Source organism: Faecalibacillus intestinalis (assembly GCF_015097455.1).
Taxonomy (GTDB): domain Bacteria; phylum Bacillota_I; class Bacilli_A; order Erysipelotrichales; family Coprobacillaceae; genus Faecalibacillus; species Faecalibacillus intestinalis.
In genome coordinates, this window is sequence record NZ_AP024085.1 from 443,210 (window position 1) to 469,133 (window position 25,924).

Genomic DNA, 25,924 nt, shown 5'->3' on the forward strand with positions numbered 1-25,924 from the left:
AGGAGGAAAAACAAAATGATGTTAACTGGTTCAGAAATTATATGTGAATGTTTAATTGAACAAGGTGTCGATACAGTGTTTGGTTATCCGGGAGGAACTATTCTTAACGTCTATGATGCACTTTATCGTTATCAAGATAAAATCAATCATGTTTTGACCTCTCATGAACAAGGTGCTTCTCATGCCGCTGATGGTTATGCAAGAGCAACAGGAAAAGTTGGTGTTTGTATGGCTACTTCAGGACCAGGGGCAACAAACCTTGTTACTGGAATTGCGACGGCTTATATGGATTCAACACCACTTGTTGCTATTACTGCAAATGTTGGTGTTGAAATCTTAGGGCGTGACAGTTTCCAAGAAATTGATATTACTGGTGTGACAATGCCAATTACAAAACATAATTTTATCGTTAAAGATATTAAAGATTTAGTGCCTACAATTCGTAAAGCATTCTATATTGCAAAAGAAGGTAGACCAGGACCTGTCTTAGTAGACGTTACTAAAAATGTTACTGCAGAAAAGATGGAATTTGAACCACTTCAACCAAAAGCTATTGAACCTAAAACAGAAACATATACAGTTGAAGATTTAGATCAAGCAATTGAAATGATTAAAGAAAGTGAAAAACCATTTATCTTTGCTGGTGGTGGTGTTATTTCATCTGGTGCAAGTCAAGAATTAAAAGAATTCGCTGAAAAAATTGATGCACCTGTTTGTGAAACATTAATGGGTAAAGGGGCTTTTGATAATACAAGACCTCGTTATACAGGAATGCTTGGAATGCATGGAACAAAAGCAAGTAACTTTGGGGTGAGTCAATGTGATTTATTAATTACAATTGGGGCACGTTTCTCTGATCGTGTAACTGGTAATACAAAAACATTTGCTTCAAATGCTAAAATTATTCACATTGATGTAGATGCCGCTGAAATCAATAAAAATATTCAAGTTGATTTAGGTATTATTGGTGATGCTAAATGTATTTTAAATGAATTAAATAATAAGTTAGAAAGACAAAATCATCCACAATGGTTAAAACAAATTCGTGATTTAAAAGATCGTTATCCACTTAACTATGATGATTCTACTCTTACAGGACCTTATGTCCTTGAACAAATTGATTATTTAACAGATAGTAATGCGATTATTTGTACAGATGTTGGGCAACATCAAATGTGGGCTGCTCAATATTATCATTATCGACGTCCACGTCAATTAATTACTTCAGGTGGAGCTGGAACAATGGGATTTGGTTTAGGTGCCGCTATTGGTGCTAAGTATGGAAATCCTGATTTCCCAGTATTTAATATTGCTGGTGATGGATGTTTCAGAATGAATATGAATGAACTTGCGACAGCAAGTCGTTACAATGTGCCTATTATTCAAGTGGTTATCAACAATAAGGTATTAGGAATGGTAAGACAATGGCAAACATTATTCTATGGTAAACGTTATAGTAATACAATTTTAGATGATAAAGTTGATTTCTGTAAAGTTGCTGAAGGATTAGGATGTAAAGCAATTCGTGTTTCTACTAAAGAAGAAGTTGCTCCAGCTATTAAAGAAGCTTTAGATACAAATGGACCTGTTTTAATTGAAGTAATGATTGGTAAAGATGATAAAGTTTTCCCAATGGTTGCTCCAGGTGGTGCTATTTCTAAAGCATTTGATGAAACAGATTTAAAAAATAAATAATTTATGAAAGATCAAATAGAAATATTTGGTCTTTTTTTATGAAATACTTGACCTTCTAGCTACTCTAAAGTGTATGTTTCAAGTAGAAAGAAGGGAAATAAGATGAAAAAGTTAGTGAAATTAATCATGGTTCTTGTTTTAGTGATGGTGAGTGGATGTACAACACAAAAGAAAGAAGAAAATGCAAGAGTAATAGATACAAGTATATTTCTTTACAAAGTATCTAATCAAAAAGGAGAATATTCATATTTATTTGGAACTTGTCATCCAGGCAGATATCCTATTAAAAGTTTGGATAAGGTAACAGAAAAGGCATTAGATGAAAGTGATTCGATTTATTTAGAATGTGATATGAATCCATCACCACAAAAAACAGAAGAAATCACTAAATACAATACGTACAATTCAATTCGTGATTTAGGTCTAGAAGATAAATATGAAAATCTTATGAAACAATACAAAAGTTTGAAAGGAAAACCTGGTTATGCACTCTATAATGTATTTGTAATAAACTCACTTATAAATAGTGATCCTGAAGTATTGAATAAGGCAAATATAAGTAAATTTAGTGCAATTGATAATTATATTTATGAATATGCACAAAAGAAAAAGAATTTTAAAGAAGTTGAAGGCATTGAATTTCAAATGAAGCTATTAACTGAATTATCAGGGGATTACTCAGAGACGATATTAGACAGTTTAGCAAATAAAGAAATGGTAATAAAAAGTGCTAAAGAAGATTTAGATGCTTATTATAGTGGTAATACACAATATTATGAAAATGAACAAAAGTTATTGTTAAATCAGTTGGAACAATTAAATGATAGTGATCAAGAAAAGTTTGAAAAGTATTGGAATATACTTGCATATAATAGAAACATTCATATGAAAGATACTTTAGCCGATAGTATTCATAATAATAAACATGATTTTATAGGTGTAGGATGTAAACATCTCTATGGTGAAAAAGGAATTATCCAATTATTAAAGGATGATGGCTATTTAGTTGAATGTATGAAATAATGAAGGTAGGTGAAAATTATGCAAATAAAAGAAGTTCAAGAAAAACTAAAAATCAGTTCTTATACACTAAGATATTATGAAAAGATGGGACTCATTCAACCTTATCGTGATGAAAATGGTTATCGAAATTATAGTGAAGAAGATATTCATAAAATAGAAAGAATCATGTTTTTAAGAGATATCAACGTACCAATAGAAGATATTAAAGATATCTTAAATAATAAAGTTACATTTCAAGATGTCTTAGAAAGTCATATTCAAAAGGTAAATACCGAAATAGAATCATTACAATATATAAAAAACATGTGTGAAGATTTAAAAGAAAAGAATATTCCTTTATTAGATCAAGTAATAGAAGATAATCAAATAGGAGATAAAAAAGTTAAGAAAAGAGATTTAAAGAAAGTATTTGATTATTTTAAGAAAGATCAAACGGTGGTTATTGGAACGAGATTTGATTTGAATATGTATTTTAGAACATTTATTTATGCATTGATTACTGCTCCAGTTCTAACATTTGCTGCTATTAATTATTTACAAAGATTTAATATTTTGAAAAAGGGAACAATAAACCATATTTCTATTTATTTGATATTAATGATTTTAGTTATGTTACTTTCAATTGTGAGTATTTCTTATATGTGCTCACGACAAAAGTATATAGAACTTACAGATAATAAGATTTCTATTTTAGATGCAAAAAAAGTATCACATATAAAATTAAGTTATCTAATTTTAAAGAAAGATTTAACAACTATTATGGAGAATTATAGTTGGGAGGATTTAAAATATGTAGAAATTAAATTAGTAATTAAGTACGGTGGAATAGGAATTGGAACAAGTAAGACGATGTATTATTATTTACCAAAATATATATTTCATTTTGAAAATTCTTCAAGCAAAAGTTTTTTAGAATGGAATAATCCTAAAGCTGCTTATCAAATATTAAGAAATAAAAATATAGAAATTGTGACTAGTGATGAAATATTAGATTGTTTTGAACAAAATGAATTAAGTGTTTATGATTTCTTTGAAAATATCTATCATAAAAATGGTAAAAACAGATAGTTAAAAAAGTAGGTGAAAATTATGCAAATAAAAGAAGTTCAAGAAAAACTAAAAATCAGTTCTTATACACTAAGATATTATGAAAAGATGGGATTGATTCAACCTTATCGTGATGAAAATGGTTATCGAAATTATAATGAAGAAGATATTCATAAAATAGAAAGAATCATGTTTTTAAGAGATATCAATGTACCAATAGAAGATATTAAAGATATTTTAAATAATAAAGTCACATTTCAAGATGTCTTAGAAAATCATATTGAAAAAGTAAATACCGAAATAGAATCATTACAGTATATTAAAAACATGTGTGAAGATTTAAAAGAAAAAAATATACCTCTATTAGATCAAGTAATTGAAGATAATCAAATAGGAGATAAAAAAATCAAGAAAAGAGATTTAAAGAAAGTATTTGATTATTTTAAGAAAGATCAAACAGTAGTTATTGGTTATAAGTCGATACCAAGGAGTCTGTTAGGCATTAGTGTTTTATCTTTATTTATATCTGGAATTTTTGGAATTTTAATTGGTTTAGCATTTCCTAATATGATTTCTTATGTTAACGAACAAACACAAAATTCAGTACAACATTTTCAAATATCTTTTTATGAAGCATCAGGGAGACTCATCATTCTTTCTATGTGTATTTCATTTATTATTCTTTTGATTATATTTATTATTTGTGAAACTAAATTAGAATATGTTGAATTAACAGATAATAAGATTTCAATTTGTAGTTATCGCTATCAAAGTAGAAAATCTATTTTAAAAAGTTTGATAACTAAAAAAGAAAATAATGAAAATAAGGAATATAGTTGGCAGGATTTAAGAAGAGTAAAAATAGAACTTTATTTTACAAAAGGTGGTGGAGGACATCAGGGATTATATACATTTTATGTAATACAATTTAGTTTTATTTTTCAAGATGGATTTGAATTTGTCATTGATATGGGAAAATCAGTTGAGGAAAATCCTAACATGGTTTATCAAATATTAAGAAATAAGAATATTGATATCCAAGCAAGTGATGAAGTGATTGATTTCTTTGAACAAGATGAATTAAAATTGTACGATTTTTTTGAAAATATTTATCATAAAAATGGAAAGAATAGATAAGAGGATTAGATGTAAGTTTAATCCTTTTTCTTTGTTAATAAATTAACTTTATTTTTTTATAATTGCCTGTTGTAAATTGTTTCTAAAAGAGTACAATGTAGTGGGATTTAGGGAGAAAGATTATGAAAAAGATAAAAAAAAGAGATTTAATTAGTTTTGGGTGTGTCTTTTGTTCTTCGCTGATTATGGCTGCTACAACTAAAACATTTGTTAGACCAGCACACTTATTGTCAGGTGGGTTTATGGGTATTGCCTTACTTGTAGATATGATTGCTGATTTATTTGGAAAATCAATTCCAACAGCATTCACTTTAGTTGCTTTAAATGTACCTGTTGCGCTTATTTGTGCCAAGAAAATATCAAAACGATTTGTATTCTTTTCATTATTACAAGTCTTTTTAACATCATTTTTATTACAAATCATTCCAAATTATCCATTATTTGATGAACAAGTTTTAAATGTTGTATTTGGTGGATATATTTGGGGAATGAGTATTGTACTTGCTTTAAAAGCAGGTGCTTCTTCAGGTGGTACAGATTTTATTGCTTTATATTTTGCTAATAAAAATGGGCGAGAAATCTGGATGCAAGTATTTGTATTTAATGCTATGATTTTATGTATCTTTGGGTGTATTTTTGGTTTTGATAAAGCAGGGTATTCTATCTTATTCCAATTTATCTCAACAAAAACAATTTCTACATTCCATACACGATATAAACGTGTTATGTTACATATTTATACATCTAAAAAAGATGAAGTGGTGAATACATATTTAGAAAAGTTTCATCATGGGATTACTGCTTTAGATGGTTATGGAGGATATTCACATCATCCTGTAAGCTATTTAACAGCAGTTGTATCAAGTTATGAAGTTGGAGATGTTTTAGAAGCTTTAAAAGAAACAGATCCTAAAATTATTGTTTCTGTAACTAAAGTTGAAAACTTTATTGGACGTTTTTATAATAAACCATTGGATTAACGAGTATACACCCGTTAATTTTTTTATGTCTTTTGATGCAAAATAGAATAGAATCCACCTTCAATACTGTAAGCATCATAGCCTTGTTGACATAGATCATCAGCGAGTTTTTTTGATTTAGCTCCGCTATAACAAATAAGAATAAGTGGTTCTTTTTTAGAAAAATAATATTGATTGAGATTGAACTTTTCATAGGGAATATTTGTGAATTTTGTCAGATGAACTTTCTTATACTCATAGGGATCTCTTAAATCGACAAATTGATAATCATTCTCTAACATAGATGGGATTTTTTGGATAGGGATTACATTCGTATTTTTCATATTTTTCACCTCATAATATAATATGAAATTAATTGAAAACAATGATTATAGATGATATAATTCAGCCATGGAGGAATTATAAAAATGGATAAGAAAACAATTAGAGATATTGAAGTCGCTGGAAAAACTGTTTTAGTTCGTGTTGACTTCAACGTACCAAGAAGTAAAGAAACAGGAGAAATTACTAATGATAATCGTATTGTTGCTGCATTACCAACAATCAAATATTTATTAGAACAATCTCCAAAAGCTATCGTTTTATTCTCACACTTAGGTAAAGTTAAAACTGAAGAAGACAAAGCTAAAAATAACTTAGCTGTTGTTGCTCCTAGATTAGCTGAATTATTAGGTAGAGATGTAAAATTCGTAGATTGCACTCGTGGTGCTGAATTAGAAGAAGCTGTTAAAAATGCTGAAAATGGACAAGTTATCTTAGTTCAAAATACTCGTTATGAAGCTGGAGAAAGTAAAAATGATCCTGAATTAGGAAAATACTGGGCTTCATTAGGTGATGTATTTGTTGAAGATGCATTCGGTTCAGTTCATAGAGCTCATGCTTCTACAGCTGGAATCCCTGCTCATTTACCATCAGCTGCTGGTTTCTTAGTAGAAAAAGAAATCAACTACATTGGAAAAGCTGTAAGTAATCCAGAAAGACCAATGGTTGCTATCTTAGGTGGAGCTAAAGTTTCTGATAAAATCTTAGTTATCGAAAACTTATTAAAAATCGCTGATAAAGTTATCGTTGGTGGAGGTATGTGCTATACTTTCGCTAAAGCTCAAGGTCATTCAATTGGTAACTCTTTAGTTGAAGATGATAGAATTGATGTAGCTAAAGATATCTTAGCTAAAGCTGGAGATAAATTAATTTTACCTGTTGACTCTGTAATCAACACTGCATTTGCTGCAGAAGGTGATATTAAAGTTTGTGGTGAAGATGTACCTGATGGATACATGGGATTAGACATCGGACCTAAATCTGTAGAAAACATCAAAGCTGCTTTAGCTGGTGCTAAAACAGTTGTATGGAATGGACCTATGGGTGTATTCGAAATGGAACCATTTGCTAAAGGAACAATCGCTGTATGTGAAGCTTTAGCTGGTTTAGAAGGTGCTAACACTATCATTGGTGGTGGAGATAGCGCTGCTGCAGTAATGCAACTTGGATATGCTGATAAAGTTTCTCACATCTCAACTGGTGGTGGAGCTTCATTAGAATACATGGAAGGTAAAGTTCTTCCAGGTATCGCTGCAATTGATGATAAATAATAAGGAAGGTATTTGTAATCATGAGAAAACCAATTATCGTAGGAAACTGGAAAATGAATAAAACAATCGCTGCTACAAAAGCATTCGTAGAAGCTGTTGATCCAGAAGTAACTGATAAAGCTGACTGGGGAATTGCTACTCCATACTTAGCTTTACAAACTGCAAAAGCAGGAGCTAAAAACTTAATCGTAGCTGCTGAAAACGTACACTTCAAAGATAGCGGAGCTTATACTGGTGAAGTATCTGTTGAAATGTTAAAAGAAATCGGAGTTGAATGGGTTATCTTAGGTCACTCTGAAAGAAGACAATATTTTGGGGAAACTGATGAAACAGTTAACGCTAAAATGTTACAAGTTCTTAAAAATGATATGACTCCAATCGTATGTGTTGGTGAAACATTAGAACAATATGAAGCTGGAACTACTAAAGATGTTGTTAAAACTCAAGTAGTTGCTGCTTATAAAGATGTATGTCCTAAATGTGCTTCAAGAAGCGTTATCGCTTATGAACCAGTATGGGCTATCGGAACTGGAAAAACTGCTACAAACGAAATTGCTCAAGATGTTTGTGGATATATCCGTTCAGTAGTTGCTGAATTATATGGACAAGAAGTTGCTGATCAAGTAAGAATTCAATATGGTGGATCTGTTAAACCTGAAGGTTTAAAAGCATTATTAGAACAACCTGATATTGATGGTGCTTTAGTTGGTGGAGCTTCATTAGTTGAAGATTCATACAAAGCAATGATCGCTGCTTTAGACTAATTGTTGTTTAAACTCTAGGAAAATTCCTAGAGTTTTTCTTTTTTTTAAATTTATTTGATAAAATGCAAAAAAATATAAAAAAGTATTGCATTTATCAAGAGATAATGGTAAATTAGTTGTCGACGCAATAGGTTAATTGCGCATTCATTGTTGTGTGGAAGGGTAACACCCATTTGACCACAACACGGACAAATTTTTACAAGGAGGAAATGTCGCGTGAGTAAGAAAGTTGTTAGAGTTATGAAAATTCAATTCAAAGCAGGGCAAGCTAAACCTGGTCCAGCATTAGCAGGTGCAGGTATCCAAATGCCTAAATTCTGTACTGCTTTCAATGATCAAACTAAAGATCGTATGGGAGAAACAGTACCAGTTGTCTTAACAGTATATGAAGACAAAGATTTCAGCTTTGTATTAAAAACTGCTCCAGCTTCAGAAATGATTAAAAAAGCTTTAGGAGTACAAAAAGGTTCTAGTAATGCAGGAACAACTACTGTAGGAACATTATCAGCTGATAAATTAAAAGAAATCGCTGAATACAAAATGCCTGACTTAAATGCTTATGATTTAGATGCTGCAATGAAAATCGTTGCTGGTACAGCTAAAAACATGGGTGTAAAAGTTGAAGGAATCGATGCGTAAGCATCACGTGGAAGGATAATCCGTTATAACCACTAAGGAGGAAATTAAATGGCAAAGAAAAGTAAAAGATATACAGAAGCAGCTGCATTAATTGAAAATGGAAAACTTTATTCAGCTGAAGAAGCTATTGAATTAGTTAAAAAAACAAGTAATGTAAAATTCGATGCAAGTGTCGATGTTGCTTTCAATTTAGGATTAGATGTTAGACAAGCAGATCAACAATTACGTGGAGCTGTTGTATTACCACACGGAACTGGTAAAACTAAAAAAGTTTTAGTTGTAGCTGAAGGAGAAAAAGCTCAAGAAGCTAAAGATGCTGGTGCAGATATCGTTGCTGGTAAAGAAATTTTAGAAGACATCAAAAAAGGATGGTTAGATTTCGAAGTTATGATCGCTACTCCTAACATGATGGCTGAATTAGGTAAATTAGGACGTATCTTAGGACCTAAAGGTTTAATGCCTAACCCAAAAACTGGAACAGTAACTATGGATGTTGCTAAAGCAGTTCAAGAAACAAAAGCTGGTAAAGTAACTTACCGTACTGATAAAGAAGGTAATGTTCATTTACCAATCGGTAGAGTATCATTTGATGATGCTAAATTAGTTGAAAACTTCAACACAATTTATGATTTAATCGTAAGATTAAAACCAACATCAGCTAAAGGTACTTATATTAAAAACATTGCAGTTTCATCAACTATGGGACCTGCAATCAAAGTTCAAACTACTAAATAGTTTGTAAAAAAAGTCGCAATCAATATACCGTAGACAGTAACTGGGAAACCTTAATTTGTTACCGAGGTGTTGAGTTTATGAAGAACTTGAACTCCTATCTACGTATGGGAGTTTTAAATATAGCGCGTATATTGTTGCATATATAAAAATTTATAGGAGGTGTAGCAATGTCAGTAGAAGCAATCAATGCGAAAAAAGTCGTTGTTGAAGAAATCGCTGGTAAATTTAATGATTCACAATCTGCTGTAGTAGTAGAATATCGTGGATTATCAGTAGCAGAAGTCACTGAATTACGTAAATCATTACGTGAAGAAGATGTTGAATTCAAAGTTTACAAAAACAAATTAGTTCAAAGAGCTACTGAAAGCGCTGGATATGCTGAAATCAATGATAAATTAGTAGGTCCAAACGCTATTGCATTCGGTCATAGTGATGCCGTTGCACCTGCAAGAATTTTAGCTAACTTTGCTAAAGATCATGAAGCTTTAGTAATCAAAGCTGGAATTGTTGAAGGAAAAGTATTAGAAGTAGAAGAAATTAATGAAATTGCTAAATTACCTGGACGTGAAGGAATGTACTCAATGTTACTTGGTATGTTACAAGCACCAGTTAGCAAATTCGCTAGAGTTGTAAAAGCTGTAGCAGATGCAAGAGAAGAAAACGGTGGAGAAGCACCAGTTGAAGCACCTGCTGAAGAAAAAGTAGAAGAAGCTGCTGAATAAGCAGAATTAATGAAAAGGAGAATATAAACATGGCAAAATTAACACATGAAGATATCTTAGCTTACTTAGAAGAAGCTACTATTTTAGAATTAAATGATTTAGTAAAAGCAATCGAAGAAAAATTTGATGTAACTGCTGCTGCACCAGTTGCTGTAGCTGCTGCTGCTGATGCTGGAGCTGCTGCTGAACCTACAGAAGTTAACGTAACATTAACTGAAGTTGGTGGAACTAAAGTTGCTGTAATCAAAGCTGTAAGAGAAATCACTGGATTAGGATTAGTTGATGCTAAAGGATTAGTTGACAAAGCACCTTCAGTAATCAAAGAAAAAGTATCTGCTGATGAAGCTAAAGAAATCAAAGAAAAATTAGAAGCTGCTGGAGCTACAGTAGAAGTTAAATAATTATAACTTTGATTTAAAAGAAGGATCTTACGATTCTTCTTTTTTTTATTGGTTAACATTCTATTTATTTGTATAATAAAGAAAAAGGAAATAGAGGAAATACAAATGAAACATTATTTTACAGATAATACTGATTTAAAAAGTGAACAATCACAATTTATTTTTAGATTTCATAAATATGATCTTTTATTTACAAGTGATAATGGTGTTTTTTCTAAAAACATGATAGATTATGGATCACGTGTTTTATTAGACAATATCGAAATTACAAATGAAAAAACACTTCTTGATGTAGGATGTGGTTATGGAACTTTCGGAATATGTCTTAATAAAGTTTATTCACATTTAAATGTGGATATGGTCGATGTCAATGATCGTGCACTTGAACTTGCCAAATTAAATGCTAAAAATAATAATATTCATGCAAATATTTATAAAAGCTTTATTTATGAAAATGTTCAAGGAAGTTATGATGTGATCGTAACAAATCCACCAGTAAGAGCGGGCAAAGAAGTTGTAACTACAATTTTACAAGAATCAATTGAACATCTTAATGAGAATGGAAGTTTATGGGTTATTTTACAAAAGAAACAAGGCGCTCCTTCGGCTAAAAAGAAAATGGAAGAAGTTTTTGGAAATTGTGAAATTGTTAAAAGAGATAAGGGATATTACTTGTTACATAGTGTAAAAAGATAATATTTCTTTTTTTATTTTTTATAAAAAAAGGTATTGACTTTTTTGAAACCTTTATCTAAAATACAATAATGACTATTAATATTTAAAATCAAGCGTTTTTGTGCGCTCAAAAACAGTTTAATAGAGATAAAGAAGGGTGGAGTTAATTCGTGGAAAAGCATACAACTACAGCAAAAAGCAAGATTACTCGTCGTAATTACTCTAGGATTTCAGGATCTTTAGAGTTACCAAATTTAGTAGAAATTCAAACAAATTCCTATAAATGGTTTAAAGAAGTAGGAATTAAAGAAGTATTTGATGATATCTACCCAATTACAAACTTTAATGAAACTTTATCATTAGAATTTGTTGATTGTGCCTTTGATGAACCAAAATATTCCGTAAACGAAAGTAAAGATCGTGATGCAAACTATGCAGCACCAATTCGTGCTACTTTACGTTTAATCAATTCAGGAACTGGTGAAATTAAAGAACAAGAAGTATTTATGGGTGATTTCCCATTAATGACTGATTCAGGAACTTTCATTATTAATGGGGCAGAACGTGTTATTGTATCTCAATTAGTACGTTCACCAGGGGCATACTTTGCTGATGCCATTGATAAAAGTGGTAAAACTGTCTTTGAAGGTAGTATTATCCCATCAAGAGGGACTTGGTTAGAGTTCGAAAATGATGCAAAAGATGTTTTAAATGTTCGTATTGACCGTAATAGAAAAATCCCAGGAACAGTTTTATTACGTGCTTTAGGACTTTCTAGTAATGAAGATATTATTAATGTTTTTGGTGATCATGAATTTATTTTGAACACTTTAGCAAAAGATAATACAACAAACACAGAAGAAGCTTTAATTGAAATTTATAATAAATTAAGACCAGGAGAACCTGCTACATTAGAAGGTGCTACAAGCCTTTTATATACTAGATTCTTTGATCCTAAACGTTATGATTTAGCTAAAGCTGGTCGTTTCAAATTTAAGAAAAAATTAAGTTTATTAGATCGTATTGCAGGACGTGTTCTTGCTGAAGATGTTAAAGATGTTGATGGTAACGTTGTTTGTACAAAAGGAACAGTTATTACAAATGAAGTTATTGATACATTAAGACCTGTTTTTGAAGCAGGTGCACACACTGTTGAAATGAAAACTAATCCTCGATTAGAAAGTAATGGTGTATTACAAGTAGTTCATGTTTATGTTGATGAATCACGTACTAAAGTTATGAAAGTAATTGGTACAGATTTATCATTAAATTGTAAATATGTTACAATCTCTGACATGATTGCAGCATATTCATATATGTTGAACTTAGTTGATATTTTCAATTCTTATGATTTAGCACCTGAAGATAGAGTATCTCATATGGCTCGTATTGGTTTATTAGATGATATCGATCATTTAGGAAATAGACGTGTACGTTCTGTAGGTGAATTAATTCAAAACCAATTCAGAATTGGATTATCAAGAATGGAAAGAGTTGTTAAAGAAAGAATGTCATTATCTGAAGTGGATTCAGTAACACCACAATCTTTAACAAATATTCGTCCATTAACTGCCGCAATGAAAGAATTCTTTGCGTCATCACAATTATCACAATTCATGGATCAAATTAACCCATTAGCCGAATTAACAAATAAACGTCGTTTATCTGCATTAGGGCCAGGTGGTTTATCAAGAGACCGTGCAGGATATGAAGTCCGTGACGTACATGCTTCCCATTATGGAAGAATTTGTCCAATCGAAACTCCTGAAGGTCCAAACATCGGGTTAATTTCAACTTTAGCATCTTATGCTAAAATCAATGAATATGGATTTATTGAAACTCCATATCGTAAAGTTAATAAATGTGTTATCGATGAAGACGATGTACGTTATTTAACTGCTGATGAAGAAAAAAATTACATTATTGCACAAGCAAATGTACAAACATCTGATGAAGGTGAAATCTTAGATGAACAAGTTATCGCCCGTCATTTAGGTGAAAATATTATGGCTAAAAGAGAAGAAGTTGATTTTATCGATATTTCTCCAAAACAAATTGTTTCTGTTGCCACTTCATGTATTCCATTCTTGGAAAACGATGATGCAACTCGTGCTTTAATGGGTGCCAACATGCAACGTCAAGCTGTACCTTTATTAAATCCACATACACCATTTGTTGGAACAGGTATGGAATATCAAGCTGCAAGAGATTCTGGAGCAGCTTTAGTAAGTAAACATAACGGTACTGTAAGTTATGTAGATGCTAAACGTATTGAAATCGTGGATGATGAAGCAGTTGTTCACAAATATCGTTTAACAAAATTTGCTATTTCGAATGCAGGAACTTGTATCAACCATAAACCAATTGTTAAAGCTGGTGAAAAAGTTGTTGTTGGTCAAGTATTAGCTGATGGTCCAGCAATGGAACAAGGTGAATTAGCATTAGGTCAAAACGTGTTAGTTGGTTTCATGACATGGAATGGTTATAACTACGAAGATGCCGTTATTATGTCTGAAAGATTAGTAAAAGAAGATGTTTATACATCTATTCATATTGATGAATATTCAATTGAATGTCGTGATACAAAATTAGGACCTGAAGAAATTACAAGAGATATCCCTAACGTTGGGGATGAAGCACGTAAAAACTTAAATAGTGATGGTATCATCATGATTGGTGCTGAAGTTAAAGAAGGAGATATCTTAGTTGGTAAAGTTACTCCAAAAGGTCAAGCTGAATTATCAGCAGAAGAAAAATTATTACTTGCAATCTTTGGTGAAAAGTCAAGAGAAGTTAAAGATAATTCATTAAGAGTTCCTCATGGTGGGGCTGGTATCGTTCATGATATTAAAATCTTTGATCGTAAAAATGGTGATGAATTACAACCAGGTGTTAACCGTGTTGTTAAAGTTTATATCGTTCAAAAACGTAAAATCTCTGAAGGAGATAAAATGGCTGGACGTCATGGTAATAAAGGGGTTATTTCAAAAATCTTACCAATCGAAGATATGCCACACTTAGAAGATGGTACACCATTAGATATCATGTTAAATCCATTAGGGGTTCCATCTCGTATGAATATCGGACAAGTATTAGAGTTACATTTAGGTTATGCAGCTAGACAATTAGGTTTATATATTGCTACTCCTGCTTTCGATGGTTTACATCGTGAAGACTTAGAAGCATTAATGAAAGAAGCAGGAATGAATGAAGATGGAAAACAACCTGTTATTTCTGGACGTACGGGTGAATATTTTGATTCTCCTGTATCTGTAGGTATTATGTACTTCGTTAAATTATCACACATGGTTGATGATAAATTACATGCACGTTCAGTAGGACCTTATTCATTAGTTACTCAACAACCACTTGGAGGTAAAGCTCAAAACGGTGGACAAAGATTTGGGGAAATGGAAGTTTGGGCACTTGAAGCTTATGGTGCTGCTTATACACTTCGTGAAATCTTAACTGTTAAATCTGATGATGTTGTTGGACGTGTTAAAACATATGAAGCTATTGTTAAAGGACAACCAATGCCAGAACCAGGATTACCTGAATCGTTTAGAGTATTAAAGAAAGAATTACAAGCATTAGCATTAGATATTCGTTTATTAGATGAAAATGATCAAGAAATTGATGAAAGAAATATCGAAGATGAAGAAAGACGTTTCCCAAGATCAATTGAAAAAGAAGATGTAAACGAAGAAAAAGAAGTTGTTACTGATGCTATGAAATCTGAAGAATTAGTTGAAACTGAAGAAAGTGAATCATTATAAGGAGGGAATAGAAAATGGCAAATACTAATAAATTTTCATCAATCCAAATTGGATTAGCATCTCCTGAAAAAATTCGTGAATGGTCTTATGGTGAAGTAAAAAAACCTGAAACGATTAACTATCGTTCTCAAAAGCCTGAAAAAGATGGTCTATTCTGTGAAAGAATCTTTGGACCATCTAAGGATTGGGAATGTAGTTGTGGAAAATATAAGAAAATTAGATATAAAGGTGTTGTATGTGATCGATGTGGTGTAGAAGTTACTAAATCTGCAGTACGTCGTGAACGTATGGGACATATCGAATTAGCTACACCAGTAGCACATATTTGGTATTTAAAAGGTATTCCATCAAGAATGGGATTAATCTTAGATATGTCACCAAAACAACTAGAAGAAATTATTTATTTTGTTTCTTATGTTGTTATTGATAAAGGAACTACACCTTTAGAATACAAACAAGTATTATCTGAAAGAGATTATCGTAAATGTTATGAACAATTTGGTCATACATTTGAAGCTCAAATTGGGGCTGAAGCGATTCAAACTTTATTAAAACAAGTTGATTTAGATGCAGAATTTGAACTTGTATCTAAAGAATTAAAAGAAGCTCAAGGACAAAAACGTACTAAATTATTGAAGAGATTAGAAGCTATTGAAGCATTTAGATCTTCTGATAATCAACCTGAATGGATGATTCTTGAAGCATTACCAGTTATACCACCTGATTTAAGACCTATGTTACAATTAGATGGTGGACGTTTTGCGACAAGTGATTTAAATGATTTATATAGACGTGTTATTACTCGTAATAATCGTTTGAAAAAATTATTAGAACTTGGAACACCTTCTATTATCGTTCAAAATGAAAAACGTATGTTACAAGAAGCTGTTGATGCCTTAATTGATAATGGTCGTCGTTCTAAACCAATTACTGGTGCTGGTGGACGTGCGTTAAAATCATTAAGCCATACATTAAAAGGTAAACAAGGACGTTTCCGTCAAAACTTATTAGGTAAACGTGTTGACTATTCAGGACGTTCAGTTATCGCTGTAGGACCAGACTTAAAAATGTATCAATGTGGTATTCCACGTGAAATGGCATTAAGCTTATTTAAACCATTTGTTATCCATGGTTTAGTTGATCAAGAAATTGCTACAAATATTAAAGCAGCTGAAAGATTAATTGATAAAATGGATGATAAAATTTGGCCAATCGTTGAAGAAGTTATCAAAGCACATCCAGTATTATTAAACCGTGCGCCAACTCTTCATAGATTAGGTATCCAAGCATTCGAACCTAAATTAGTAGAAGGGCGTGCTATTCGTCTTCACCCATTAGTAACTCCAGCGTTCAATGCCGATTTCGATGGGGACCAAATGGCTGTCCATGTACCATTAGGTGAAGAAGCAATTCAAGAAGCAAGACAATTAATGTTAGGATCAACAAATATCTTAGGTCCTAAAGATGGTAAACCTATCGTTACTCCATCCCAAGACATGGTGTTAGGTAACTACTACTTAACATTAGAAGATGTTGGAGCAATTGGTGAAGGTACTGTCTTTGCTGATAGAAATGAAGTTGATCATGCATATTTTGCTAAAACTGTAAATCTTCATACAAGAGTTGCTATTAAAGCATCTGCATTACACAATGCAACATTTACAGAAGCTCAAAATAACAGTTATTTAATTACTACTGTAGGTAAAATTTTCTTTAATGATATCTTTGATGGACAATTCCCATTTATCAATGAACCAGGTAAAGAAAACTTATCTGGAACACCTGATAGATACTTTGTTCCAATGGGAACTGATATTAAAGCACATATTGCTGCTCAACAACCAGTTAAACCATTAGGTAAAAAAGCATTAGGAAGCATCATTGATGAAGTGTTCAAACAATCTGCATTAACTGATACAAGTTTAATGCTTGATAAGTTAAAAGACCAAGGATTTAAATATTCAACAATCGCTGGTATTACAGTATCTGCTTATGATATCCAAGTGCCACAAGCTAAATTTGAAATCTTTGATAAAGCAGATCAAAAACTTGAACAAATTAAAACTTTCTATAATAAAGGTAAATTAACTGAAGCAGAAAGATATCAAAGCGTAATCAAATTATGGACTGGTGTTAAAGATGAAGTCCAAGAAGTCGTTCGTCAAGAGTTCGAAGCTGATGATCGTAACCCAATCTTCATCATGTCTGATTCAGGTGCCCGTGGATCACTTTCTAACTTCACTCAGTTAGTAGGTATGCGTGGATTGATGTCAAATCCAAAAGGGGAAACAATCGAGTTACCAATCAAGTCCGCCTTCCGTGAAGGTTTAACAGCATCAGAATTCTTTATTTCAACACACGGTGCCCGTAAAGGTTCTACAGATACTGCCTTAAAGACTGCCGATTCAGGTTACTTAACAAGACGTTTAGTAGACGTTGCTCAAGAAGTTATTATTTCTGAAGAAGATTGTGGAACAGATAGAGGATTCGTTGTTACTGAATTATACAATACAGATGACAATACTGTAATTGTTCCATTATATGACCGTTTAGTTGGTCGTTATTCACAAAAAGATGTTTACCATCCAGAAACTAAAGAATTATTAGTTGCTGCAGGTGAAATCTTTACTGAACAAAACGCTAAAGTTGTTTGTGATGCAGGTATTAAAGAAGTTGAAATTCGTTCAGTTCTTGGCTGCGTTGCTAAAGGCGGAGTTTGTAAAAAATGTTATGGTCGTAACTTAGCAACAGGTAATGTTGTTGAATTGGGTGAAGCTGTTGGGGTTATGGCTGCACAGTCAATCGGTGAACCAGGTACTCAGTTAACAATGCGTACTTTCCATGATGGTGGGGTTGCCGGTGGTGCCGATATCACTCAAGGGTTACCTCGTATTCAAGAATTATTTGAAGCACGTAATCCAAAAGCTAAATCAATTATTTCTGAAATTGATGGTGAAGTATCAAATATTATTGATAATGCAGGAAGAATGGAAGTTGTTGTTTCTAACGATTTAGAAACAAGAAGTTACTTAACTCCATATGGTGCAAAATTAAGAGTTAATGTTGGTGATGAAGTACGTATTGGTGATAAAATCACTAAAGGTTCTATTGATCCAAAAGAATTACTAAATGTAGCTGATACAGAAGCTGTTGAAAATTATATTATTAAAGAAGTTCAAAAAGTATATCGTATTCAAGGTATCGAAATTTCTGATAAACATATCGAAATTATCGTAAGACAAATGTTGAAGAAAATTAGAATTGTTGAAGGTGGAGATACTGGAACACTTCCTGGAACACATGTTAATGTAACTCAATTTACTGAATTAAATAGAGAAGCATTAAAAGAAGGAAAACATCCAGCTGTTGGTAGACCAATCTTATTAGGTATTACTAAAGCATCTCTTGAAACTGATTCATTCTTATCTGCAGCATCATTCCAAGAAACTACTAAGATCTTAACTGATGCATCAATTAAAGGTAAGAAAGATATGTTAAAAGGATTAAAAGAAAATGTATTAATTGGTAAATTATTACCAGCTGGTACAGGATTTAGAGGTCCTTTAAAATCACCTGAAACATTAGCAAAAGAAGCTGAAGAAGCAAAAGCAGCTGAACTTGCTAAATATGATTTATTAGATGATAATCATGAAAATCTTGGAGATCAAATATAAAAAAATAGGCTTAGGCCTATTTTTTTTATATTTTTTAATTTTTTTGTTGACATTATCATTTTAATACTATAATATATTGTCAGTGCCCTGATTGGGTGCAATATTTATTGATTAAATATGAAACACCCGGTATTGTGTGTTATCAAGAAAGGAGAAAGAAATGCCTACAATTAACCAATTAGTAAGACAAGGTCGTACTGATAAAACAACAAAATCAAATTCACCTGCTTTAAATAGAGGTTATAACTCATTAGCTAAAAAAGCTACATCAACTAAATCACCTCAAAAGCGTGGTGTGTGTACTCGTGTTGCTACTATGACACCTAAAAAACCTAACTCGGCTTTACGTAAATATGCCCGTGTTAGATTATCAAATGGTATGGAAGTAACTGCATATATTCCAGGAATTGGACATAACTTACAAGAACATAGTGTTGTTTTAATTCGTGGTGGTCGTGTTAAAGACTTACCAGGGGTTCGTTACCATATTATCCGTGGTACAATGGACTGTGCTGGAGTTAACGATCGTAAACAAGCACGTTCTAAATACGGTGCTAAAAAACCAAAAGCTTAATTAATACTTATAGGAGGAAATATATATGTCAAGAAAAGGACGAGTTGCTAAAAGAGACGTTCTACCTGATCCAGTGTATAACTCTAAAACTATTTCTAAACTTATCAACAACATTATGTTAGATGGTAAAAAAGGTGTTGCACAAAACATCTTATATGATGCGTTTAAAAAAGTAGAAGAAAAAACTGGAAACCCAGCTATGGAAGTCTTTGATCAAGCAATTAACAATATTATGCCAGTTCTTGAACTTAAAGTAAGACGTATTGGTGGGGCTAACTACCAAGTACCAGTTGAAGTTTCTTCAGAAAGAAGAATGACTTTAGGTTTAAGATGGTTAGTAAACTATTCTCGTTTAAGAAACGAAAAAACTATGGTTGATCGTTTAGCAAACGAAATTATTGATGCTTCAAACGGAACAGGTGCTTCTGTTAAGAAGAAAGAAGATACTCATAAAATGGCTGAAGCTAATAAAGCATTCGCTCATTTCCGTTGGTAATATAACGGCTAAAATTTTGAAGGGAGAAAACAAATGGCTCGTGAATTTTCGTTAGAAAAGACTCGTAATATCGGAATCATGGCTCATATTGATGCTGGTAAAACAACAACAACTGAACGTGTCCTTTATTACACTGGTAAAATCCACAAAATTGGTGAAACTCACGAAGGTGCTTCACAAATGGACTGGATGGAACAAGAACAAGAACGTGGAATCACAATCACTTCAGCAGCTACAACTGCGCAATGGAACGGATATCGTGTAAATATTATCGATACACCGGGCCATGTAGACTTTACGGTCGAAGTAGAACGTTCTTTACGTGTATTAGATGGTGCTGTAACTGTATTAGATGCAAAAGCTGGTGTAGAACCACAAACTGAAACAGTTTGGCGTCAAGCTACTACTTATGGTGTACCTCGTATTGTATTCGCTAATAAAATGGATGCAACAGGTGCAGATTTCATTATGTCATTAGAATCTTTAGAAAAGAGATTAGGAGTACAAGGTGTTGCAATTCAATTACCTATCGGTGCTGAAGATACTTTCGAAGGAATCATTGACTTAATTAAAATGAAAGCTATCTATTTTGAAGGGGCTAAAGGTGAAAATGTAGTTTACAAAGAAATTCCTGAAGAATATATGGCTCAAGCTGAAGAATACCGTGCTAAAATGTTAGATCAAGCAGCTACTTATGATGATGATCTATTAATGAAAGTTTTAGAAGGTGAAGAAATTTCTGAAGAAGAAATTAAAGCAGCAATCCGTAAAGGAACATTAGCTGTAGAATTATTCCCTGTATTATGCGGTTCAGCTTACAAAGATAAAGGTGTTCAACCAATGTTAGATGCAGTAATTGATTTCTTACCTGCACCAACTGACATTCCTTCAATTAAAGGTACTGATGAAGATGGTAATGAAGTAGAAAGACATGCATCAGATGATGAACCTTTCTCAGCATTAGCATTCAAAATCATGGCTGACCCATTCGTAGGAAAATTAACTTTCTTCCGTGTATATTCAGGTACATGTCAATCAGGAAGTTATGTATTAAACTCTACAAAAGATAAAAAAGAACGTTTAGGTCGTATTCTTCAAATGCATGCGAACAAACGTAATGAAATTGATGAAGTTTACGCTGGAGATATCGCTGCAGCTGTAGGTTTCAAAAACACAACAACTGGGGATACTATCTGTGACGAAAAGAATTTCGTTATCCTTGAAAAAATGGAATTCCCTGAACCAGTTATCCAATTAGCTATCGAACCAAAAACTAAACAAGATCAAGATAAGTTAAGTAATGGTTTAATTAAATTAGCTGAAGAAGATCCAACATTCAAAACATTTACTAACCCTGAAACTGGAGATACAGTTATCGCTGGTATGGGTGAATTACACTTAGACGTAATCGTTGACCGTTTAAAAAGAGAATTCAAAGTAGAAGCTAACGTTGGTGCTCCACAAGTTGCTTACCGTGAAACAATCACTCAAGCAGCTGAATGTGAAGGTAAATATGTAAAACAATCTGGTGGTCGTGGACAATACGGTCACGTATGGATCAAATTTGAACCTAATGAAGGTAAAGGATTTGAATTCGTTGATGCTATCGTTGGTGGGGCTGTCCCAAGAGAATATATCAACTCAGTAAAAGTAGGTCTTGAAGATGCACTTGAAACTGGTATGATTGCTGGATACCCTGTATTAGACGTAAAAGCTACATTATTTGATGGTTCTTACCATGATGTCGATTCATCAGAAATGGCATATAAAGTAGCTGCAAGTTTAGCACTTAAAAATGCTGCTAAAAAATGTGGTCCTGTATTATTAGAACCAATTATGGCAGTAGAAGTAACTGCTCCTTCTGAATATTTAGGTAGCGTTATGGGTGATATTTCATCTAGACGTGGTATGATTGAAGGACAAGAAGAAAGAGGAAATGCTGTTTCAGTTCAAGCATCTGTACCATTATCAGAAATGTTCGGATACGCAACTGATTTAAGATCATTTACTCAAGGTCGTGGAAACTATACAATGCAATTTGATAGATACGAAGCTGCACCTAAATCAATTAGAGAAGAAATCATCAAGAAAAATGGTGGAAATGTATAATCTACATTAAAATCAAATAAATATTGATTTTTTCGAACAAATAAACTAGAATGTTTATTGTAAAAAATTAAAAAAATAGGAGGAACCTTAACAATGGCTAAGGAAAAATTTGACCGCTCTAAAGCGCACGTAAATATCGGAACTATTGGTCACGTTGACCATGGTAAAACAACTTTAACAGCTGCAATCACTACTTGTCTTGCTAAAAAAGGACAAGCTGCTGCAATGGATTATGCTTCAATCGATGCTGCTCCAGAAGAAAAAGAACGTGGTATCACAATCAACACTGCACACGTAGAATATCAAACTGAAACTCGTCACTATGCACACGTTGACTGTCCAGGTCATGCTGACTACATTAAAAACATGATCACTGGTGCTGCACAAATGGATGGTGCTATCTTAGTAGTTGCTGCTACTGATGGACCAATGCCACAAACAAGAGAACACATCTTATTATCTCGTCAAGTAGGTGTTCCATACATCATCGTATTCTTAAATAAATGCGATATGGTTGATGACGAAGAATTAATCGACTTAGTAGAAATGGAAGTTCGTGAATTATTAAATGAATATGACTTCCCAGGTGATGATACTCCAGTAATCAGAGGATCAGCATTAAAAGCATTAGAAGGAGATCCTCAATGGACTCCAGCTATCGACGAATTAATGGAAGCTGTAGATACTTATATCCCAACTCCAACTAGAGACGTTGATAAACCATTCTTAATGCCAGTAGAAGACGTTTTCACAATCACTGGACGTGGAACTGTTGCTACAGGTAGAGTAGAACGTGGACAATTAAACTTAAATGACGAATTAGAAATCGTTGGTATCAAAGAAACTCAAAAAACAGTTGCTACTGGTATCGAAATGTTCAGAAAATTATTAGACTATGCTGAATCTGGAGATAACATCGGTGTATTATTACGTGGTATCAACCGTGATCAAATCCAACGTGGACAAGTATTAGCTAAACCTGGTTCAGTACATCCACATACTAAATTCAAAGGTCAAGTTTATGTATTAAGTAAAGATGAAGGTGGACGTCATACACCATTCTTCGCTAACTATAGACCACAATTCTATTTCAGAACTACTGATATTACTGGTGTAATCGAATTACCAGAAGGTACTGAAATGGTAATGCCTGGAGATACTGTAGAATTAACAGTTGAATTAATTCACCCAATCGCAATTGAACAAGGAACTAAATTCTCAATTCGTGAAGGTGGTAGAACTGTAGGTTCTGGAAACATCTCTGAAATTATTGAATAATAATTTTAACGAAAGGTCCTTCGGGACCTTTTTATATTTAAGATTTTTTTATTACCGAATATTTCTTATTTGTAGTAAATGACTTTTTGTTCAAAATAGTGCTTTATCTAACGAAAGCGCTTGAATAATAGATATGACTTTGATAAAATAATGGTGCAGATGTAAGTAGTCTGAATATTTGTTTATAGAAGGAGATAATAAAAATGGATCAACAAGAACAAATCGTAATTAACTTAATTGTTAATGCTGGTAGCGCACGTAGTTCAGCTATCGAAGCAATTCAATATGCAAAAGCTGGAGATATCGAAAAAGCTGAAGAATCTTTAGGAAACGCTAAAGAAGCAGTTAATGAAGCTCATCATTCACAAACTGAAATGATTCAAGCTGAAATTAGAGGAGAAAAAGCACCATTAAGCTTATTAATGGTACATGCTCAAGACCACTTAATGACATCATTATTATGCATTGACTTAGCTCAAGAATTCGTTGATGTTTATAAAAAAATTGGTTAATTATAAAAAGAAGCTCTAATATGTTATTTAAAAGTCTAACTTAATGTTAGGCTTCTTTTTTTATAAAAATAAGTATATCTTTGGAGCGATGATGAAAGTCTCGCTGATCAATGATGGACCAACAACGATCATCCTGGACAGTAAAGAAATCATATAGTCATAAGGCAAAGAAACGTTCTGTAAAGATCGTTTCTTTTAATCATGACAAAAAAACACAGATAAAAAACGTTGATATAAAGGCAGAAAAAGAGGGGAATAGAGAAAAAGATAAAAAAATACAGAAAAAAAGCTTTACAAAAGGGAGAGGGGATGGTAATATAAATGGGCACTCGACGAGAGAGTCAAGTGAGAGGACATTGAAAACTGAACAGGAAAGAATAAAACACAACGTCAATTAAGTTTAAGAAATAAAAAAGAGCTAAACAGACTAAGAGATTGTCTGAAAGGAATAAGACAATGGAGAGTTTGATCCTGGCTCAGGATGAACGCTGGCGGCGTGCCTAATACATGCAAGTCGAACGCTTCACTTCGGTGAAGAGTGGCGAACGGGTGAGTAATACATAAGTAACCTGGCATCTACAGGGGGATAACTGATGGAAACGTCAGCTAAGACCGCATAGGTGTAGAGATCGCATGAACTCTATATGAAAAGTGCTACGGGACTGGTAGATGATGGACTTATGGCGCATTAGCTGGTTGGTAGGGTAACGGCCTACCAAGGCGACGATGCGTAGCCGACCTGAGAGGGTGACCGGCCACACTGGGACTGAGACACGGCCCAGACTCCTACGGGAGGCAGCAGTAGGGAATTTTCGGCAATGGGGGAAACCCTGACCGAGCAACGCCGCGTGAAGGAAGAAGTAATTCGTTATGTAAACTTCTGTCATAGAGGAAGAACGGTGGATATAGGGAATGATATCCAAGTGACGGTACTCTATAAGAAAGCCACGGCTAACTACGTGCCAGCAGCCGCGGTAATACGTAGGTGGCGAGCGTTATCCGGAATTATTGGGCGTAAAGAGGGAGCAGGCGGCACTAAGGGTCTGTGGTGAAAGATCGAAGCTTAACTTCGGTAAGCCATGGAAACCGTAGAGCTAGAGTGTGTGAGAGGATCGTGGAATTCCATGTGTAGCGGTGAAATGCGTAGATATATGGAGGAACACCAGTGGCGAAGGCGACGATCTGGCGCATAACTGACGCTCAGTCCCGAAAGCGTGGGGAGCAAATAGGATTAGATACCCTAGTAGTCCACGCCGTAAACGATGAGTACTAAGTGTTGGGAGTCAAATCTCAGTGCTGCAGTTAACGCAATAAGTACTCCGCCTGAGTAGTACGTTCGCAAGAATGAAACTCAAAGGAATTGACGGGGGCCCGCACAAGCGGTGGAGCATGTGGTTTAATTCGAAGCAACGCGAAGAACCTTACCAGGTCTTGACATCGATCTAAAGGCTCCAGAGATGGAGAGATAGCTATAGAGAAGACAGGTGGTGCATGGTTGTCGTCAGCTCGTGTCGTGAGATGTTGGGTTAAGTCCCGCAACGAGCGCAACCCCTGTTGCCAGTTGCCAGCATTAAGTTGGGGACTCTGGCGAGACTGCCGGTGACAAGCCGGAGGAAGGCGGGGATGACGTCAAATCATCATGCCCCTTATGACCTGGGCTACACACGTGCTACAATGGACAGAGCAGAGGGAAGCGAAGCCGCGAGGTGGAGCGAAACCCATAAAACTGTTCTCAGTTCGGACTGCAGTCTGCAACTCGACTGCACGAAGATGGAATCGCTAGTAATCGCGAATCAGCATGTCGCGGTGAATACGTTCTCGGGCCTTGTACACACCGCCCGTCACACCATGAGAGTCGGTAACACCCGAAGCCGGTGGCCTAACCGCAAGGAAGGAGCTGTCTAAGGTGGGACTGATGATTGGGGTGAAGTCGTAACAAGGTATCCCTACGGGAACGTGGGGATGGATCACCTCCTTTCTAGGGAGAGAAAGTTGTGCTTTCTTGTTTGGTTTTGAATGTCCATGACATTCAAGAGGACATTGAAAACTGGATAGTAGTAAAAAAAATTGCGAAAACGATAAAGAAGAGATTAGA

The 25,924-nt window shown here is 33.7% G+C and carries 21 protein-coding genes, 1 rRNA gene and 1 other annotated feature; of the genes, 21 read left to right on the forward strand and 1 reads right to left on the reverse strand.

Translation table 11 applies throughout. From position 1 onward, the window contains the following. Positions 1-15: 15 nt before the first annotated feature. The 5 genes from ilvB to Fi14EGH31_RS02435 all read left to right on the forward strand — a co-directional run bounded on the left by ilvB (position 16) and on the right by Fi14EGH31_RS02435 (position 5,882). The gene (ilvB, locus tag Fi14EGH31_RS02415) at positions 16-1,695 is read left to right on the forward strand and encodes a biosynthetic-type acetolactate synthase large subunit (RefSeq protein WP_200765102.1); all 1,680 of its coding nucleotides are present in this window, start codon (positions 16-18) and stop codon (positions 1,693-1,695) included. Between the two features lie 102 nt (positions 1,696-1,797). Beyond that, complete coding sequence (locus Fi14EGH31_RS02420; protein ID WP_200765103.1) at positions 1,798-2,718, forward strand: TraB/GumN family protein; 921 nt, start codon at positions 1,798-1,800, stop codon at positions 2,716-2,718. Positions 2,719-2,736: 18 nt separating this feature from the next. Continuing rightward, the gene (locus Fi14EGH31_RS02425) at positions 2,737-3,786 is read left to right on the forward strand and encodes a MerR family transcriptional regulator (RefSeq protein WP_200765104.1); all 1,050 of its coding nucleotides are present in this window, start codon (positions 2,737-2,739) and stop codon (positions 3,784-3,786) included. A 21-nt stretch (positions 3,787-3,807) separates the two neighbouring features. Further along, positions 3,808-4,902, forward strand: a complete 1,095-nt coding sequence (locus Fi14EGH31_RS02430) for a MerR family transcriptional regulator (protein WP_200765105.1) — start codon at positions 3,808-3,810, stop codon at positions 4,900-4,902. A 122-nt stretch (positions 4,903-5,024) separates the two neighbouring features. After that, positions 5,025-5,882, forward strand: a complete 858-nt coding sequence (locus Fi14EGH31_RS02435; protein WP_117347492.1) for a YitT family protein — start codon at positions 5,025-5,027, stop codon at positions 5,880-5,882. Between the two features lie 23 nt (positions 5,883-5,905). Here the strand turns inward: Fi14EGH31_RS02435 and Fi14EGH31_RS02440 are convergent, their stop codons facing one another. Then, positions 5,906-6,205 carry a rhodanese-like domain-containing protein gene (locus Fi14EGH31_RS02440; RefSeq protein ID WP_022002407.1) on the reverse strand — a complete coding sequence of 100 codons (300 nt, stop codon included), beginning with the start codon at positions 6,203-6,205 and terminating at the stop codon, positions 5,906-5,908. An 84-nt stretch (positions 6,206-6,289) separates the two neighbouring features. On the opposite strand from Fi14EGH31_RS02440, the gene Fi14EGH31_RS02445 reads away from it, so the two are divergent. The 16 genes from Fi14EGH31_RS02445 (at position 6,290) to Fi14EGH31_RS02520 (ending at position 25,807) form a co-directional block, all read left to right on the forward strand. Further along, positions 6,290-7,474 (forward strand): phosphoglycerate kinase, encoded by a 1,185-nt coding sequence (locus Fi14EGH31_RS02445; protein ID WP_022002408.1) that lies wholly within the window; start codon positions 6,290-6,292, stop codon positions 7,472-7,474. 20 nt (positions 7,475-7,494) lie between these two features. Continuing rightward, complete coding sequence (gene tpiA / locus Fi14EGH31_RS02450) at positions 7,495-8,238, forward strand: triose-phosphate isomerase (protein WP_022002409.1); 744 nt, start codon at positions 7,495-7,497, stop codon at positions 8,236-8,238. A gap of 216 nt (positions 8,239-8,454) precedes the next feature. Next, a complete protein-coding gene (gene rplK / locus Fi14EGH31_RS02455) occupies positions 8,455-8,877 on the forward strand; it encodes a 50S ribosomal protein L11 (RefSeq protein ID WP_022002410.1) in 423 nt (140 codons plus the stop codon). A gap of 48 nt (positions 8,878-8,925) precedes the next feature. Continuing rightward, on the forward strand, positions 8,926-9,612 hold the full coding sequence (gene rplA, locus Fi14EGH31_RS02460) for a 50S ribosomal protein L1 (protein WP_022002411.1): 687 nt from the start codon (positions 8,926-8,928) through the stop codon (positions 9,610-9,612). A 9-nt stretch (positions 9,613-9,621) separates the two neighbouring features. Further along, positions 9,622-9,739 (forward strand) — a sequence feature (ribosomal protein L10 leader region). Between the two features lie 40 nt (positions 9,740-9,779). Then, positions 9,780-10,334: a 50S ribosomal protein L10 gene (gene rplJ, locus Fi14EGH31_RS02465; protein ID WP_022002412.1), complete on the forward strand. Its 555-nt coding sequence runs from the start codon at positions 9,780-9,782 to the stop codon at positions 10,332-10,334. Between the two features lie 29 nt (positions 10,335-10,363). Next, complete coding sequence (gene rplL / locus Fi14EGH31_RS02470) at positions 10,364-10,735, forward strand: 50S ribosomal protein L7/L12 (protein ID WP_022002413.1); 372 nt, start codon at positions 10,364-10,366, stop codon at positions 10,733-10,735. Positions 10,736-10,807: 72 nt separating this feature from the next. Further along, positions 10,808-11,431: a class I SAM-dependent methyltransferase gene (locus Fi14EGH31_RS02475; RefSeq protein ID WP_330062727.1), complete on the forward strand. Its 624-nt coding sequence runs from the start codon at positions 10,808-10,810 to the stop codon at positions 11,429-11,431. Between the two features lie 149 nt (positions 11,432-11,580). Next, positions 11,581-15,186 carry a DNA-directed RNA polymerase subunit beta gene (gene rpoB / locus Fi14EGH31_RS02480; RefSeq protein ID WP_117793020.1) on the forward strand — a complete coding sequence of 1,202 codons (3,606 nt, stop codon included), beginning with the start codon at positions 11,581-11,583 and terminating at the stop codon, positions 15,184-15,186. A gap of 14 nt (positions 15,187-15,200) precedes the next feature. Further along, positions 15,201-18,860, forward strand: a complete 3,660-nt coding sequence (rpoC, locus tag Fi14EGH31_RS02485; protein WP_022002416.1) for a DNA-directed RNA polymerase subunit beta' — start codon at positions 15,201-15,203, stop codon at positions 18,858-18,860. A gap of 160 nt (positions 18,861-19,020) precedes the next feature. Then, a complete protein-coding gene (rpsL, locus tag Fi14EGH31_RS02490) occupies positions 19,021-19,434 on the forward strand; it encodes a 30S ribosomal protein S12 (protein WP_022002417.1) in 414 nt (137 codons plus the stop codon). Positions 19,435-19,459: 25 nt separating this feature from the next. Beyond that, on the forward strand, positions 19,460-19,930 hold the full coding sequence (gene rpsG / locus Fi14EGH31_RS02495) for a 30S ribosomal protein S7 (RefSeq protein WP_022002418.1): 471 nt from the start codon (positions 19,460-19,462) through the stop codon (positions 19,928-19,930). Between the two features lie 33 nt (positions 19,931-19,963). Next, positions 19,964-22,039: an elongation factor G gene (gene fusA, locus Fi14EGH31_RS02500; protein ID WP_200765106.1), complete on the forward strand. Its 2,076-nt coding sequence runs from the start codon at positions 19,964-19,966 to the stop codon at positions 22,037-22,039. Positions 22,040-22,132: 93 nt separating this feature from the next. Continuing rightward, on the forward strand, positions 22,133-23,317 hold the full coding sequence (gene tuf, locus Fi14EGH31_RS02505; RefSeq protein WP_022002420.1) for an elongation factor Tu: 1,185 nt from the start codon (positions 22,133-22,135) through the stop codon (positions 23,315-23,317). A 203-nt stretch (positions 23,318-23,520) separates the two neighbouring features. Beyond that, positions 23,521-23,829 carry a PTS lactose/cellobiose transporter subunit IIA gene (locus Fi14EGH31_RS02510; protein ID WP_022002421.1) on the forward strand — a complete coding sequence of 103 codons (309 nt, stop codon included), beginning with the start codon at positions 23,521-23,523 and terminating at the stop codon, positions 23,827-23,829. Positions 23,830-23,872: 43 nt separating this feature from the next. Then, the gene (locus Fi14EGH31_RS15510; protein WP_267905641.1) at positions 23,873-23,986 is read left to right on the forward strand and encodes a D-aminoacyl-tRNA deacylase; all 114 of its coding nucleotides are present in this window, start codon (positions 23,873-23,875) and stop codon (positions 23,984-23,986) included. A gap of 296 nt (positions 23,987-24,282) precedes the next feature. Further along, positions 24,283-25,807, forward strand: a 16S ribosomal RNA gene (locus Fi14EGH31_RS02520). Positions 25,808-25,924 lie beyond the last annotated feature (117 nt).

Coding starts and splice junctions, on each gene's coding strand:
- Fi14EGH31_RS02510 (WP_022002421.1), top strand. CDS start 23,521: ATGGATCAACAAGAACAAATCGTAATTAACTTAATTGTTAATGCTGGT.
- Fi14EGH31_RS02445 (WP_022002408.1), top strand. CDS start 6,290: ATGGATAAGAAAACAATTAGAGATATTGAAGTCGCTGGAAAAACTGTT.
- Fi14EGH31_RS02435 (WP_117347492.1), top strand. CDS start 5,025: ATGAAAAAGATAAAAAAAAGAGATTTAATTAGTTTTGGGTGTGTCTTT.
- ilvB (WP_200765102.1), top strand. CDS start 16: ATGATGTTAACTGGTTCAGAAATTATATGTGAATGTTTAATTGAACAA.
- Fi14EGH31_RS02420 (WP_200765103.1), top strand. CDS start 1,798: ATGAAAAAGTTAGTGAAATTAATCATGGTTCTTGTTTTAGTGATGGTG.
- rpsL (WP_022002417.1), top strand. CDS start 19,021: ATGCCTACAATTAACCAATTAGTAAGACAAGGTCGTACTGATAAAACA.
- rplJ (WP_022002412.1), top strand. CDS start 9,780: ATGTCAGTAGAAGCAATCAATGCGAAAAAAGTCGTTGTTGAAGAAATC.
- rpoC (WP_022002416.1), top strand. CDS start 15,201: ATGGCAAATACTAATAAATTTTCATCAATCCAAATTGGATTAGCATCT.
- Fi14EGH31_RS02440 (WP_022002407.1), bottom strand. CDS start 6,205: ATGAAAAATACGAATGTAATCCCTATCCAAAAAATCCCATCTATGTTA.
- Fi14EGH31_RS02430 (WP_200765105.1), top strand. CDS start 3,808: ATGCAAATAAAAGAAGTTCAAGAAAAACTAAAAATCAGTTCTTATACA.
- rpsG (WP_022002418.1), top strand. CDS start 19,460: ATGTCAAGAAAAGGACGAGTTGCTAAAAGAGACGTTCTACCTGATCCA.
- Fi14EGH31_RS15510 (WP_267905641.1), top strand. CDS start 23,873: ATGTTAGGCTTCTTTTTTTATAAAAATAAGTATATCTTTGGAGCGATG.
- tpiA (WP_022002409.1), top strand. CDS start 7,495: ATGAGAAAACCAATTATCGTAGGAAACTGGAAAATGAATAAAACAATC.
- rplA (WP_022002411.1), top strand. CDS start 8,926: ATGGCAAAGAAAAGTAAAAGATATACAGAAGCAGCTGCATTAATTGAA.
- Fi14EGH31_RS02425 (WP_200765104.1), top strand. CDS start 2,737: ATGCAAATAAAAGAAGTTCAAGAAAAACTAAAAATCAGTTCTTATACA.
- tuf (WP_022002420.1), top strand. CDS start 22,133: ATGGCTAAGGAAAAATTTGACCGCTCTAAAGCGCACGTAAATATCGGA.
- fusA (WP_200765106.1), top strand. CDS start 19,964: ATGGCTCGTGAATTTTCGTTAGAAAAGACTCGTAATATCGGAATCATG.
- rplL (WP_022002413.1), top strand. CDS start 10,364: ATGGCAAAATTAACACATGAAGATATCTTAGCTTACTTAGAAGAAGCT.